This window comes from Sediminibacterium sp. KACHI17, from assembly GCF_040362915.1.
In the GTDB taxonomy this organism is placed as follows: Bacteria; Bacteroidota; Bacteroidia; order Chitinophagales; family Chitinophagaceae; genus Sediminibacterium.
Genome location: NZ_AP029612.1, coordinates 846,920 through 862,172, shown reverse-complemented (window position 1 = coordinate 862,172; position 15,253 = coordinate 846,920). Strand labels below are relative to the sequence as shown.

14 protein-coding genes are annotated in these 15,253 nt (G+C 41.3%); 3 read left to right on the top strand and 11 right to left on the bottom strand.

Features of this window, described 5'->3' with window-relative positions:
- Positions 1-3 precede the first annotated feature (3 nt).
- Both ABXG83_RS03695 and ychF read right to left on the bottom strand, forming a co-directional pair.
- A complete protein-coding gene (locus tag ABXG83_RS03695; protein WP_353550140.1) occupies positions 4-1,143 on the bottom strand; it encodes an FAD-dependent oxidoreductase in 1,140 nt (379 codons plus the stop codon).
- 77 nt (positions 1,144-1,220) lie between these two features.
- Positions 1,221-2,324, bottom strand: a complete 1,104-nt coding sequence (gene ychF, locus ABXG83_RS03690) for a redox-regulated ATPase YchF (RefSeq protein ID WP_353550139.1) — start codon at positions 2,322-2,324, stop codon at positions 1,221-1,223.
- Positions 2,325-2,477: 153 nt separating this feature from the next.
- On the opposite strand from ychF, the gene ABXG83_RS03685 reads away from it, so the two are divergent.
- Positions 2,478-3,710: a nucleoside recognition domain-containing protein gene (locus ABXG83_RS03685; protein ID WP_353550138.1), complete on the top strand. Its 1,233-nt coding sequence runs from the start codon at positions 2,478-2,480 to the stop codon at positions 3,708-3,710.
- Positions 3,711-3,768: 58 nt separating this feature from the next.
- On the opposite strand, the gene ABXG83_RS03680 is transcribed toward ABXG83_RS03685, so the two are convergent.
- From ABXG83_RS03680 to ABXG83_RS03650, 7 genes are all read right to left on the bottom strand, one after another.
- Positions 3,769-4,464 carry an NAD-dependent deacylase gene (locus tag ABXG83_RS03680; protein ID WP_353550137.1) on the bottom strand — a complete coding sequence of 232 codons (696 nt, stop codon included), beginning with the start codon at positions 4,462-4,464 and terminating at the stop codon, positions 3,769-3,771.
- An 88-nt stretch (positions 4,465-4,552) separates the two neighbouring features.
- Entirely contained in the window at positions 4,553-4,963 is a 411-nt protein-coding gene (locus ABXG83_RS03675; protein ID WP_353550136.1) for an EVE domain-containing protein, read from the bottom strand.
- A gap of 21 nt (positions 4,964-4,984) precedes the next feature.
- Positions 4,985-5,704 (bottom strand): (Fe-S)-binding protein, encoded by a 720-nt coding sequence (locus ABXG83_RS03670; RefSeq protein ID WP_353550135.1) that lies wholly within the window; start codon positions 5,702-5,704, stop codon positions 4,985-4,987.
- A gap of 3 nt (positions 5,705-5,707) precedes the next feature.
- Positions 5,708-6,196: a 6,7-dimethyl-8-ribityllumazine synthase gene (gene ribH / locus ABXG83_RS03665; RefSeq protein ID WP_353550134.1), complete on the bottom strand. Its 489-nt coding sequence runs from the start codon at positions 6,194-6,196 to the stop codon at positions 5,708-5,710.
- A complete protein-coding gene (locus tag ABXG83_RS03660) occupies positions 6,196-6,885 on the bottom strand; it encodes a tetratricopeptide repeat protein (protein ID WP_353550133.1) in 690 nt (229 codons plus the stop codon). The genes ribH and ABXG83_RS03660 overlap by 1 nt, the downstream gene beginning before the upstream one ends.
- 47 nt (positions 6,886-6,932) lie before the next feature.
- Entirely contained in the window at positions 6,933-7,928 is a 996-nt protein-coding gene (gene pdhA, locus ABXG83_RS03655; protein WP_353550132.1) for a pyruvate dehydrogenase (acetyl-transferring) E1 component subunit alpha, read from the bottom strand.
- Positions 7,929-8,092: 164 nt separating this feature from the next.
- Positions 8,093-8,572 (bottom strand): hypothetical protein, encoded by a 480-nt coding sequence (locus tag ABXG83_RS03650; RefSeq protein ID WP_353550131.1) that lies wholly within the window; start codon positions 8,570-8,572, stop codon positions 8,093-8,095.
- Between the two features lie 313 nt (positions 8,573-8,885).
- On the opposite strand from ABXG83_RS03650, the gene ABXG83_RS03645 reads away from it, so the two are divergent.
- Positions 8,886-9,398: a fasciclin domain-containing protein gene (locus tag ABXG83_RS03645; RefSeq protein WP_353550130.1), complete on the top strand. Its 513-nt coding sequence runs from the start codon at positions 8,886-8,888 to the stop codon at positions 9,396-9,398.
- 198 nt (positions 9,399-9,596) lie between these two features.
- Here ABXG83_RS03645 and pruA read toward each other — a convergent pair whose 3' ends face one another.
- A complete protein-coding gene (gene pruA, locus ABXG83_RS03640) occupies positions 9,597-11,228 on the bottom strand; it encodes an L-glutamate gamma-semialdehyde dehydrogenase (RefSeq protein ID WP_353550129.1) in 1,632 nt (543 codons plus the stop codon).
- A gap of 137 nt (positions 11,229-11,365) precedes the next feature.
- Here pruA and ABXG83_RS03635 point away from each other — a divergent pair, with 137 nt between their 5' ends.
- Positions 11,366-12,247: a rhodanese-like domain-containing protein gene (locus ABXG83_RS03635; protein ID WP_353550128.1), complete on the top strand. Its 882-nt coding sequence runs from the start codon at positions 11,366-11,368 to the stop codon at positions 12,245-12,247.
- A 127-nt stretch (positions 12,248-12,374) separates the two neighbouring features.
- On the opposite strand, the gene ABXG83_RS03630 is transcribed toward ABXG83_RS03635, so the two are convergent.
- Complete coding sequence (locus ABXG83_RS03630; protein ID WP_353550127.1) at positions 12,375-15,173, bottom strand: insulinase family protein; 2,799 nt, start codon at positions 15,171-15,173, stop codon at positions 12,375-12,377.
- Positions 15,174-15,253: the final 80 nt, after the last annotated feature.

Below are 15,253 nucleotides of genomic sequence, written 5' to 3'. Positions count from 1 at the left end.
AAGTTAAAAATCCTGCAAAACGCTGTTGGCTACTTGTTCAGCCATCATAGGTGTCAATGCCACACCCATTCCATTGCAAGCCAAAGCCAAATAAACACCTTTATTGGTACGTCCGCAATAGGGTTTTTTGTCTTTTGTAAAACCCATGATCCCGCTCCACGAATCTGCGATCTCAAACTGAATAGAAGGATGGAGGTGTTTTCTGAGGAAAGCCAGTAGTGCATTTTTTATAGTGGCAGACCCTTCCATCGATAAAGTGTTTTCCCCTTCAAAATCCATATTTCTGGCGCCTCCTAACAATATACGATCACCTATATGACGCCAATAGTAGAATCCTTCATCAAAATGAAAAGTGCCCTTCATGGTAAGATGGGGGATGGGTGTGGTTAGAATGATCTGACCTCTACCGGGTTCCACTATAGACTCTTGTAAAAGCGTATCTGTAAACGCATTGGTGCAAAAGATCAATCGTTTTGCTGAAAGACTTATGCCTTCTGTATTGGTTACCACGGCCTGATCATGATCTGCTTCCCAATACCCCACACTAAAACCATCCAGTATCGTAACCCCTAATGAACGCACCAATGCTGTTAATGCCTGTACCAGTTTACCGCTATGTAATGCAGCTTCAGAACTGTTTTCGATCAATAGATCAAAACCTACCAATCCTAAGCCAGACATTTTTTGTCCTGCATATTTGAAGATGGATCTTTGTCCAGTGATATCCTTTAGTAATTTATTCAATTGACTCACCCTGTCATCAAAAGCATACCAGTACCTTGAGTCTTGATTGATGCATTCATACCCACCGCAGTGCTCATAACCAATGGCGCCCTCACTGAAATGTGATTTGATCTTTTCAATACCCTTGAAACGCATTTCAACAATACGCAGCATTTCCTCATTTCCCATAGATTCCATATCACTCATTAGTTCCGTGGGACTCCCAAAACAAGCGAAACCTGCATTACGGGTCGATGCTCCCAATGGGGTGGTGTTTCTTTCTACAATAGTGATATTTAGTTGGGGACTTTTTTTCTTGAGTTCATAGGCTGTCCAAAGACCCATGAGTCCTGCGCCAATGATGATGATATCCTGTGGAGCATAAAAGGATTCTTTCTCCCAAATAGACAAGCTGATCATGTCACGAAGTTAGTGGGTCTCTGATAAAAAAAGGCACGGACAATGATGCCGTGCCTTTCATAGATCGATGGATATCATTAAACGTTGAATCGGAAATGCATCACATCTCCGTCTTTCACGATGTATTCTTTTCCTTCAATTCTTAATCGACCATTATCACGACAAGCAGCTTCACTGCCGTACTTGATAAAATCATCGTAAGCAATTACTTCTGCTTTGATGAACCCTTTTTCAAAATCTGTGTGGATCACACTGGCAGCTTGTGGTGCTTTCCAGCCTTTATGAATGGTCCAGGCCCTAACTTCCTGAACACCTGCGGTAAAATAGGTGTCGAGGTTCAATAATTTATAAGCGCTGCGAATCAATCTGTTCAAAGCAGGTTCGGTCATTTTGTATTCTTCCATGAACATCTGCTTGTCTTCTTCTGATTCCATTTCAGCGATCTGGGCTTCGATATTATTACACATCACGATCACTTCAGCACCTTCATTTTTTACTGCTTCTTTCAATTGCTCAGAAAACTTATTGCCGGTATGCATACTTGCTTCATCTACATTGGCAACATACAATACAGGTTTATCTGTTAGTAAGAAAAGATCAGCAACTGCTACTTTTTCTTCTTTGGATAATCCAAGCGAATAAATACTCTTACCGGTTTCTAAATGTGCTTTACAGCGGGAGAGAATCTCAAACTCTGCTTTTGCCTTTGCATCGGTTCCTACACGTGCCATTTTCTCTACACGCTGCATTTTCTTTTCAACACTTTCCAGATCCTTCAGTTGTAATTCAGTATCGATGATCTCTTTATCACTTACCGGATTAATGGCACCTTCTTCACGCAAAACATTTTCATCTTCAAAACAACGGATCACATGAATGATCGCATCTACTTCACGGATATTACCCAGGAATTTATTACCCAGTCCTTCGCCCTTACTGGCACCTTTTACCAGTCCTGCAATATCCACGATCTCCATTTGAGTAGGAACGATCCTGTTCGGAACCACCAATTCTGCAAGTTTGGCCAAACGTTCATCTGGAACATCAACCAATCCCACATTTGGTTCAATGGTACAGAAACGATAGTTACTCGCCTGAGCCTTTGCACTATTACTCACCGCATTAAAAAGGGTTGATTTCCCCACATTGGGCAATCCCACGATACCTGCTTGTAAAGCCATACATGTTTTTTTCGAGCCGCAAATATAGGGCATTGTCCATAGTCCATGGCCGATAGCCTATAGTTAATACGAGATATTCTTCCTATCGACTATGGACCATCGGCCATGGACTAACCCCCTTTTCTCCCTATATTCACCCCATAATTCATTGTCATGGCACTCAATATTGTATGGATCGCTTTTTTTGTCATTGCATTCGTTATTGCGTTGTATAAATTCATTTTTTTGAATGATACTGAGATCTTTAAAACCCTGGTGGATGGGATGTTTGATAGTGCCAAAAGTTCTGTGGTGGATGTCGCTTTTCCGTTGACAGGAGCTATGGTGTTCTTTTTAGGGTTAATGAGTATCGCAGAAAAAGCCGGCGCCATCAATTGGCTCGCACGGATACTGAATCCATTTATGAAGAGATTGTTTCCGGGTGTTCCGGAAAAACACCCTGCTATGGGACAAATGGTCATGAATTTCAGTGCGAATATGTTGGGGCTCGATAATGCAGCCACTCCATTCGGATTGAAAGCAATGGAAAGTCTGCAGTCTATCAATCCTGAAAAAGAGAAGGCTTCCAATGCGCAGATCATGTTTTTGGTCTTGCATACGAGTGGACTTACACTCATTCCGCTAACGATCATTTCATACCGTTTGGCATCCGGATCCAAAGAATCTGCGAGTGTATTCATTCCATTGGTATTAGCTACTATTTGTACAACGCTTGCGTCAATTTTTATTGTAGGATTTTGGCAGAAACTAAAATGGGATAAAGTACTCTTTGGATGGATCGGAGCCTTGTTAGCATTGGTTGCGATGATGTTGTACTGGGTGCAATCCATGGGGCCTGCAGAAAAAGAAATATTTAGTCGCATAACCGGTAATCTATTGTTATTGGTGATCGTTGTTGCGATCATACTCGGAGGGGTTTGGAAAAAAGTAAATGTGTTTGATGCTTTTATTGATGGAGCAAAGGGTGGCTTCGATGTGATCCTGAAAATTGTACCTTATTTGGTTGGTATGTTGGTAGCTATTCGCATTTTTCGTGATAGCGGTGCATTGGGATATATCGTAGAAGGAATATCCTGGGTACTGATGCAAACGGGTATGAATACTGAATTCACTCCGGCATTACCGGTAGCTATTATGAAACCCTTTAGTGGCAGTGGTGCCCGCGGCTTGATGCTGGATGTTATGCAGGTATATGGGCCAGACTCATTTGCTGGTAAACTTGCGTCTACATTCCAAGGCTCTGCTGATACTACTTTTTATATTATCGCACTGTATTTTGGAAGTGTAGGAATCAAAAAAGTACGTTACGCTATCTGGGCAGGAATGCTTGCTGATCTGCTAGGAGTGGTGATGGCGATTGTGATTGGTTACATCTTTTTTAAATAAGAAATAGGAAACAAAAAATAAAAAACACGAAATAGGTAAGTAAGTGAAATATACTTTCTCATTTCTTATTTTCCAGCAACAGCCGCTGCAGTGTTTTCACCCCTTCTGATGCAGTTGTTTCAATGGGTGTGATAAAATTTGTATCTACAGCCGGTATTTTTTTGTCGATGATATATTTGGGTATAGATCGATGTACATAGTCCAATAATCCGGCGGCGGGATAAACTACGAGTGAAGTTCCTATAACCACAAAAATATCTGCTGTTCGGGCGATATCGATGGCTTCTGCAATTTTGGGAACCGGTTCTTCAAACCAAACAATGAATGGACGTAGCTGGTGACCATCTTCTGCAGTGTCACCTGGTTTTATATCGTTGCGAATAGGATAGATCAGTGATTCATCCAGCTCACTGCGCATTTTAAAGATCTCGCCATGTAAGTGTAGTACATGGGTGCTGCCACCTCTTTCATGTAGATCATCAATATTTTGAGTGATGATCTGAACATCGAAATATTGTTCTAGTTCAGCGAGTCCTTTGTGTGCATCATTGGGTAGGGCATTGGCAATATCTCTGCGTCTCTGGTTATAAAATTCCAAGACAAGTGCAGGATCTTTTTTCCATCCGCGAGGAGAAGCTACTTCATAAACATCATGTCCTTCCCATAATCCATCACTGTCACGAAAAGTCTTGATACCACTCTCTGCACTGATGCCAGCGCCTGTAAGTACCACCAATTTCTGTTTCTTTCCCATGCTTCACTGAATTTACTATCGCTGCGTCTTTCTTTCTCAGCGACAAAATCGCCGCATCGAACAAGAGAAAAGAAGGTGCACAGCGTATTTATTTTGTACCGGAAAGTTCCATCACGATCTTCCATTCCTCTTCTGTGACCGGCTGTACGGATAATCTTCCTAAACGCACCAGCGCCATATTCGACAATCGCTTATCGGTTTTGATTTGAGCAAGTCCAACCGGCTTTTTTAATTTCTTAAAAGGAGCGAAGTCAACAGCCGACCAGGTTTCATCATCAATGGTAGGGTCGGGGTATGCTTCTTTGATTACTTTAGCAATACCAACGATCTCAAGACCTTCATTGCTATGGTACCAGAAAGCGAGATCTCCTTTTTTCATGGCACGTAAATTATTTCGGGCAGCATAGTTTCTAACGCCGTCCCAAAAAGTACTACCATCTTTTTCAAATTGTTCCCAGCTGTATTTGAAGGGTTCTGATTTAATAAGCCAGTAAGCCATAGTAGGATGAATATTTTATGATCAATCAAATGATGCTAATACATCTGCTAAGTGTAAAACTTTTAATCCGGATCCTTTGTGTTTGATACATCCATCAATATGCATCAAACAACTCATATCGGTACTAATGATATAGTCTGCTTCAGTTGCTGAAGCATTGGTGATCTTCTGGTCACCCATTGCAATACTGATGGGTTCAAACTTTACCGCAAAGCTGCCTCCAAAACCACAGCAGGTTTCATTGTCAGCCATTTCCACCAGTTCAAGTCCTTTTACGTGTCGTAACAGCTTTCTAGGTTCTTCTTTGATCTTACACTCGCGTAAAGCAGCACAACTATCGTGATAGGTTACTTTGCCCTTAAAGGAAGCGCCAAGATCTTCTACTTTCAGCACATTCACCAGGAAATCAGATAATTCAAAAATGCGTTCGCTTGTTTTTTTGGCTGCCTGTTGCAGTGCCGATGTTTCAAATAATTTTTGATAGTAGTTTCTTACAAAACCAACACAACTAGCACTGGGAGCGACGATGTATGCTGATCCATTAAAATCTTCAATGAATTTGGTACAAACATCTTTGGCCTCACCCCAGAATCCTGCGTTGAATGCAGGCTGACCACAGCAAGTTTGATTGGGATTATAGGTAACTGTACAACCTGCTTTTTCCAACACTTTCACCATATTAAAAGCAACTGTTGGATATAATTGATCTACAAAACAGGGTACAAATAACTGAACTTGCATCTTTTATTTTTGGTTCATCAATTTACGATTCAGGGCGATCATTTTAATAGCCGTGATAGCCGCTTCTTCACCTTTATGCCCATGGTTACCACCTATTCTTTCAATGGCTTGTAATTCGTTATCAACGGTCAATACACCAAATACAACAGGTACATCCAGTGTAAGGTTCAGTTGAACAACGCCATCGGTCACTGCTTTACACACATAATCAAAATGTGGGGTATCCCCACGAATGACTGTGCCTAGTGTGATATAGGCATCTGGGGGTGTTTCACTATATGCATAATGATTTTTTACAGCGAATGGAATTTCAAAAGCACCCGGTACTACCAGTGTTTTGAAACCAACACCTTGCGCTTTCAATATTTTTTTGACACCTGCTTCCAGCTTATTGATGATATGCGCGTTCCACTCGGTTTTCACGATAACAACAAAGGCATCCTTTATAACGGGGATGCCTTTGTTTAATGAAGTATTTCCTTTTGTTGCCATTAGTTAGCTCCCAGGTCGTTTTTTTCAATGCTTAAACGATAAATATATCTGTCTGCCTGAAAACCTTTGTCGGTTTTAGGGAATTTCGTTTGAATTTCTTTGAAGATTTCCAATGCTTCTGCTGTTTTACCTTTTGTCTCCAGTAAAAGAGCAGCACGGAAAAGATATTCAGCAGAGTTGTTGTCATCTTTTTCGAAGATCGATCCGGCTTTTTTATAATAGCTTACTGCATCATCTGTTTTGCCTTGTTCTGCATATGCATCACCCAAAGCACCATAAGCCAATAATTGAATCTGCTGTGCATCTGTTGAGAAGTCTTTCAAATACTTCACAGCGTTGTTGAAATCGCCCAATTTCAGGTAGCTGATACCGGCATAGTAATGAGCCAGGTTCGCTGCTTTGGTACCGCCAAAATTTTTGATCACGTACAATGCACCGCGGGTTTGACCATCACCATTCAATACAAGATTCGAAGAATCCATTCTGAAATATTCTTCTGCTTTGAAAAGGGCTTCAGCAGCTTTTTCTTCTTTAGGCTTCACAATAAATTCGCCGTATGCAAACCAGCCACCAAAACCGATCACCACAGCGGCAATACCACCGATGATGATTTTCTGGTACTGTTTCCAAAATCCTTGTGCTTTTGCGAGGGCCTGATTGTCTTGCATCACTTCATGCTTATCACTCATGTTAGTTAGTTGTTCGTTTTTGAATGGGATATATTTCTAAAAAAAAATTAATCAACAATGAAAGGGTAGTTCTGATCGATATACACATCTTTCAATACTTCGCTGTCATCCGGCCATGGGCTTTCTTCTGCAAAGCGTACGCTTTCTTCTACAACAGCGTCAATGCGTTTATCGATATCATTGAGGAACTCTTCAGTAGCAAAACCATTTTCTAGAATGGTATTACGCACTTTTGTGATCGGGTCTTGCTCTTTGTACTCATCAACTTCTTCCTTCGAACGATATTTCTGAGGATCTGAGATAGAGTGTCCTTTGTAGCGATAGGTTTTCATTTCCAACAATGTTGGACCTTCACCTTCGCGCGCTCTTTTCACAGCTCTTGCGATACCTTCATGTACTGCTTCCGCTGTCATGCCATCTACTTTATCAGCAGGCATATCGTATGCATCAGCCAGTTTATAGATGTCAGTTACGTTACTGGTACGTTCGATAGAAGTACCCATCGCGTAGTTATTGTTCTCACAAATAAAGATCACAGGTAATTTCCAAGTCATGGCCAGGTTGAAGGTCTCATGTAGCATACCTTGTCTTGCGGCACCATCACCAAAATAACAAAGCACAACATTTTGTGTACCTCTGTATTTTTCTGCGAATGCAAGTCCTGCGCCTGTTCCGATCTGTGCACCTACGATACCATGTCCACCAAAGAATTTATGTTCCAGACTAAAGAAGTGCATACTACCGCCTTTTCCTTTCGCACAACCTGTTGCTTTACCATAGAGCTCAGCCATACATGCGTTAGCGCTGACACCCTTAGCTAAAGCCAGACCATGATCACGGTAGGCAGTAATGAATGGATCATCTGGTTGCGTAGCGGTCATACATCCTGCAGCAATAGCTTCCTGTCCAACATAGGCATGGAAGAAACCGCGGATCTTTCCCGCCATTTTATACATTTCCTCGGCTTTCAATTCAAACTGGCGGATCAGCTGCATCAGCTCATACCAGTAGAGATAGGTTTCTTTTGAGAATTTAGTCGGCACTTGGTCAAATTTTGAGCAGCAAATATAGGGGTTAAAACCCAAAAATGTCAGCAGGGTGGGTAAGAGCTTAGGAGGGTCAGAAACAGGGGGAATTCATTGAAACTCAGGACCTGTATCACAAAATAAACCCGGTCACCTCTTTTGGATAACCGGGTTTAGCATATTTAATAGACTTCCGCAGGTAATGGTACTTGTTTTTGGTCAAATGCCGGTAAGGGGATCTGTTCGATCAACTGCTCCTCCAATACATCAGCATAGGTTCTGAAGTAAAGAATCACATCTTCCCGTTTATTTCTTTTCAACCAGCGGAATCCTCCCGGTAATGCCTGTAAAACGGTTTTGTCTTCCAAGTATTCCAGATTGTGAATATCGGTAGGGGTTAGACCGGTCTCCTGTAATTTTTTCAATAACAAACTTACGGGCGCATCTGTAACACCACAATATTCTTCTGCCAATTCTGTCCATTCACCGATGCCAGTATGTGCATAGGTCAATATTTCTTCTTTCGACAGATCAGTGATCACCTGTAATAAATTTCCACAATTGCAGGAGCCATGATTACCCCATGCGTAATGTGCTCCGTCTTCTAAACGCTTAGCCGTTTCGCGAAGCGCTCCGATCAATGCTAAACTTGGATAGGCCATCTGAGTTATTTTTTCTAAGATAACATTTTTGAGAGAAGAATGGTTGAGCGGTGGGGGTGTTAGGTGTTAGGTGCTGGGTGCTAGGTACTGGGTTTTAGGTGAAATATTTATTTGACGTGTTGCACAATGATCATTAACACCTCAAAGCTTTACCTATCACCTAGTACCTAGTGCCCAGCACCCATGTTTAACCTAACTCTCTAAAAAATACCAAAGCTTCAACAGCAGTGTTAAAAAATTAAAAAAGAAAATTTTAATCGAACTGTTTGAAGATGCTACCTGTAATCATTCACAAACTATAAAAACTCAAAACATGAAAATGAAATTTTTCTCTTTTGCCATCGCTTTATTGATGGGTGCATTTGTTACCGTATCTGCTCAGAAAACTGTTGTTGATGTAGCTGTTGGTTCTAAAGCTCACACTACACTGGTTGCTGCTGTAAAAGCTGCAGGATTGGTTGAGACATTACAGGGAGCTGGTCCATTCACAGTATTTGCTCCTGTTAATGAAGCATTCGGTAAACTTCCTGCCGGTACTGTTGATAATTTATTGAAGCCTGAAAACAAAGCTCAGTTGGTTAAGATCCTGACTTACCATGTTGTTGCTGGTAACTTGGATGCTGCAGCTGTTGTAAAAGCAATCAAAGATGGTAAAGGTAAAGTAGTAGTAAAAACAGTAAGCGGTGGTTCTTTAACTGCTTCTTTGAAAGATGGAAAAGTAATTCTTACTGATGAGAATGGTGGTGTATCTACTGTAACTGCTACAGATCTGAAAGCTGGTAACGGTGTGATCCACGTGATTGATAGTGTTGTGTTGCCAAAATAGTTTTTTGCAGACAGTTGATAGTTGACAGAAGGAAGGCGTTATTTTGATTGATGATTTGTATTAGCGGCAATATCGGAATATAGGATTGTTATTTATAACGCTCAATTTTCAATAAAAGAAAGAGGCGAACAAATACTTTGTTCGCCTCTTTCTTTTATCTGTCAACTGTTAACTATCATCTGTCAACTCTCAACTCTCTTATTGTTCTCCCATAAACGGATACGTATAATCCACCGGTGGGTTATAGGTTTCCTTAATGGTTCTTGCACTTAACCAACGATACAGATTCAACATACTACCTGCTTTATCATTGGTACCTGAAGCTCTTGCGCCACCGAATGGTTGTTGACCTACTACGGCTCCTGTTGGTTTGTCGTTGATGTAGAAGTTGCCCGCTGCATTACGCAGTTTGTTGGTGGCTAATTCTACAGCAGCTCTGTCTTGTGATAAAACAGCACCTGTCAATGCATATGCAGAAGTATTGTTGACAAGATCCAATGTTTTTTCAAATTCATTGGCTTTGTAAGTATAGATGGTCAATACCGGTCCAAAGATCTCTTCACACATGGTTCTGTATTTCGGATCAGTGGTTTCAATGACAGTTGGTTCAATGAAGTATCCGTCTTTTTTGCTGTAATTACCACCTACCAGGATCTTTGCTTTTTTATCTTTTTTTGCACCATCAATATATTTTGTGATGCTGTTGAAAGCTTTCTCATCGATCACTGCATTGATGAAGTTGGTAAAGTCTTCTACCGTACCCATTTTCATGCTCTTTACAGTGGCTACTAATTTCTGTTTTACTTCTGCAGCAATATTATCCGGTAAATATGCACGTGATGCAGCAGAACATTTTTGTCCCTGGTATTCGAAAGCACCTCTTGCCAACGCTGTTACAACAGCATCAACATTTGCACTTGCATGTGCAATCACAAAATCTTTACCACCGGTTTCACCAACGATGCGTGGATAAGAACGATACTTGCTGATATTCTCACCGATCACTTTCCACATATTGTTAAAGACACCTGTTGAACCGGTGAAGTGAACACCTGCAAATTCAGGGTGATTGAAACATACTTTTCCGATGGTAGGGCCATCCACATAGATGAGGTTGATCACACCATCCGGTAAGCCTGCTTCTTTCAGGATACGCATGAACAATTGTGCCGAATAGATCTGTGTATTCGCTGGTTTCCATACTACCACATTGCCACACATTGCAGCAGAAGTAGGAAGGTTGCCGCCAATAGCAGTGAAGTTAAATGGCGTAACAGCCAGCACAAATCCTTCCAATGCACGCCATTCCATGCGGTTATGCATACCGGGCGCAGATACGGGCTGTTGCTTATAGATCTCACTTAAGAAGTGAACATTGAAACGTAAGAAGTCGATCAACTCACAAGTACTATCGATCTCAGACTGATATGCATTTTTACTTTGCCCAAGCATCGTACTTGCATTCATTACATAACGATATTTGGTAGCGAGCAGATCAGCCGCTTTTAAAAAGATATGAGCTCTGTTCTCCCAGCTCATAGATGTCCAGGCATCTTTGGCTTTTAAAGCAGCATCGATCGCTTGGTTCACGTGTTTTTCTTCACCTGCATGAAAATGACCCAATGTATGTGCAATTTCATGTGGAGGATGGATCGCCACTTTTTTACCGGTCTTCACAGATTTACCGCCGATATACATCGGAATATCCAATGTTTTCTTTTTGAGATCTGCGATCGCTTTTTTCAAAGCCGCTTTTTCGGGAGTCCCCGGAGCATAACTATTAACAGGCTCATTGGCCGGACTAGGATAAGAGAAAGTTCCAAAACTCATATGAATAGATTTTGAGGCTGCAAGGTACGGGAAAAGTGAAAAGTTAAAAGTCAAAAGTGAAAAGGGGAGATGCCGCTGAACACTTTTTGCTTTTGTTCTTGAAAACAGTTGGTAGATTAGGTCTAAATACCACCCTTATGATACGATTCCTCTGCCTTTTATTGGGCATCTCTGTTTCGGTCATTGCATTTACCAAACCCAATCCTGTACCCGTTTTAGTAGAAGCCCAGTGGTTGAAAGAACATCAGGCGGATAAAGATCTGGTTATTTTGCAAACCAATTTTATCCGGCTCGATTTTGAAAGAGAACATATTGCTGGCGCCCGCTTTTTATGGCCTGATTGGCTGGCCGCCCATTCGCCGGAAGGGAACTTCAATGCTCCTGGTATTGAAGCTGCCAATCGTGTGTTACAATCATTAGGGATCAATAAAGAATCTCATGTAGTGCTGGTATTTACCAAAGCAGATATTACAGTCACGGCCAGAATGTTCCTCACCCTCGAACATTTGGGGTTATATGGACAGGTAAGTTTATTGAACGGTGGATTAGAAGCATGGAAATATTTTGGTTTCGAAGTGATAGCAGGGGCTTCTCCCGTTGTGAAGAATGGCAACTTCACTGCTGCCTATCAACAGTTATTGGTTGATAAGAACTATGTGCAAAATGCCTTACTCAAAAAAGATAAACTTGTGGTAGATGCCCGATTGAAAAGATTTTATGATGGTGATCCAACAGGCAATCCCCGCGACGGACATATCACTGGTGCACTCAACTTGCCTTTCCCGGATCTGATCGATAGCTTCACCTGTATCAAACCTATTGCTGAGTTACAAGTGTATTTTGATAAAGTAAATACAGATAAGCATAAAGAAATGATCGGGTATTGTTTTATCGGACAAACCGCCAGTGTCGTGTATTTAGCCGGACGTTTATTAGGTTATCCGATGCGCATCTATGACGGATCTTTACAAGAATGGAGCAGGTTGCCGGAATTGCCGATGGAGAAGAGTAAGCAGTAATATTTTTATTTATTGCCACAGAGGACACAGAGAAACACAGAAATTTTTTCAGTGGTTTGCAGTGTCCTCTGTGGCAAAAAAAAGTCCTTGAACGAAAGCTCAAGGACTTTTTCACAAAGAGTTTGTTTTATTCTTCAGGTAACAAAACCAACTTCACCATATTATTCTCATTAAATAATTTATTTGCCAATTCTTTGGTCTTATCCACGGTGATCAGTTTGATCTTATCTGCTGTTTGCAAGATCTGAGTAGGGTCTGTACCACGGAAGAAGTTCTGTTCCAATCTAAAACGCCAGAAATTATTCTCTTTGATATCATTTTCTAAACTCCTGGTTTGTTCTGCTACTACTTTCTCAATGTTCACAGCCGGCACACCGTTGGCTTTGGTGTTTTTGATCTCTTCCATGACCAGCGCTACCAGTTTGTCTACATTCTCCGGAGCACAACCAAACTGAATCGTGATACCATAACTGTTGATAGGTTCACGGTTGAAACCACCGCCAACACCTACACCATATACGCCACCGGCATCTTCGCGTAATACTTCTCTTAGTTTGATCGCTAGTGCTTTGGTCAATTGTCCTACCTGCATTTCATCGAGATCACTGATCTCATTCACTTCTCCTGTGAATGCCAAGCGAACACTGGCTTTGGGTTCTTTTCCTTTTCTGATCACTTTATTGATCACTCCTTTCGGATAACGGATGCCTACATCTTTCCACTGTTCTTTTTGAGGGGTGGATGGGAGAGAAGCAATATATTTTTCGACCAATGATTTGATATTCTCCAGCTCAAAATTTCCAACAAAAGTGAATGTGAATTGTCCGGCATTACTGAATCGCTCTTTGTAAATAGCGAATGCACGATCGAGTTCCAACTGTTGCATGGTTTCTGTGGAGAATGGCTTTCTTCTTGGGTGATAGTTGCCCATGATATAGTTCACAGAATCAGCAAAAACAGATGCAGGGTCTTTGTCTTTATTCGCCAATTGCACTTTCATTTGTTGTTTGATCACTTCAAACATGTTGGCATCTTTTCTGGGAGCCACAAAATAACCATGCAATAACTGGAAAGCAGTTTCCAGATCTTTGGTAGTACTGTTTCCATTCAATCCCTGCATATAATTGGCAACCGAAGGCGACACAAAACAATTCTTACCTGCCAGCTCTTTTTGTAATGCTTGTATATCAAATTCGCCGATACCGCCAATCGAAGCGATCACCGAAGAGTTTGCGGCATTCACATAATCTTTATCACTGTACAAAGAAGATCCTCCCCAGCTGATCGCAGAAAACTGAACTTCATCATTTTTGAATTGCGTTGGTTTTAAGATCACTCTGGCACCATTGGATAATGTCCATTCAGTGGTTTCAATGGAAGGATATTTTTTTTCACTCACCACTTTTCCTGCAACAGGTTCAACCGGTAACAAAGCGCCTTTGGTTACTTTGTCTACATAAGCATCCAGTTTACCAATTGGTTTGTTCAGTAATGCGGTAACCTGATCGGCTGTCATCAGATCTGCTTTTTCTTTTTCAGGCGCAGTGATCACAACTGATCTGTTCTGGGTGGTGATCCAATCTTTGATCAATGCATTCACTTCTGCCAGTTGAATCGTAGGCAGGTATTTTTGGTGCATTTCGAATTCTTTTTCAATACCCGGAATCGATTCTTGTTTTAAATAATTTCTTACATACTCCTGTAAGAGCTCAACTGATTTGGTTTTGTCTCTTTCATTGTACATATTCTCCATGCGCGACAATGTACTTTTCACCGCACGGTCTAATTCTGTTTGTGCAAAACCATATTGTTTGACTCTTTCATTCTCTGTCAGTAATGTTTTGATCGATGCTTCTATGTCTTTGGCTGTTTTGGCAACAGCGATCAAACTAAAAGCATCTTTATCTCCAATGAATGAACCATAGCTGCTGCTTCCAAACAGGAATGGAGCTTCCGGTTTTTGAGCAATCTCTTCCAGACGGCTACTGATCATCTGGTTGAACAGGTTTCTGACCATACTAGCCCTGTATTCTTTTTCAGTTTTAGAAGCAGGGATCTCCGGACGTAAATAATATACCTGTACTACATTATACGGTTGTTCTGCATCAGTAAGAATGGATGCTCTCGTTTCAGGGAAGGCAGGTACGCCGAATTTGGTTCTGGGCTTAGGTGTTTTCGAAGCCGGTATCTTACCAAAATGTTCTTTGATCATTTTTTCAGTCTCTGCGATATCAATATCACCCACAATGATCACAGCCTGCAGATCCGGACGATACCAGTCTTTATAAAATTTGGTCAGTTCACTGTAAGGAGATTTCTCAATACTTTCTTTGGTACCAATGGGTAAACGTTTGGCATATTGAGAACCTTTGAGGATCACCGGAAAGAATTTATCACGCAGTCTGGCATCCGCACCTCTTCCCAGTCTCCACTCTTCAACGATCACACCTCTTTCTTTATCGATCTCGATCGGTTCAAAACTTACCTGATGCGCCCAGTCTTCGAGTATTTGCATGGCTTTTTTAAAAATTTGAATACTATCCGTAGGGACTTGTAATTCATACACTGTTTCATCAAAGCTGGTATATGCATTCAGATCTGCGCCGAAGTTGACGCCGCTTTTCTCAAGGAAATCAACCAGTTCTTGTTTCTTGAAATTCTTTGTGCCATTGAATGCCATATGTTCCACAAAATGCGCCAGCCCTAATTGCTTGTCTGACTCAAGTATTGATCCCGCATTCACCACCAGTCTTAGTTCAGCACGATTTTTTGGTTCGATGTTCTTTCGGAGATAATAGGTAAGTCCATTATTCAGTTTGCCAATTTTGACTTTCGGATCGATACCTAGTTTGGCATCAAGTCCTGTTTGGGCTTGCACCATAAGGGTTACAAGCAGTAAGAGCAGTGTTTGTCTGATACGCAACATGACAAAGGGTTTAAAATGATCAATGATATTCAGGAACAATATCCTGAATCAATAGTGCATTATACAATCGTGTTGAACGA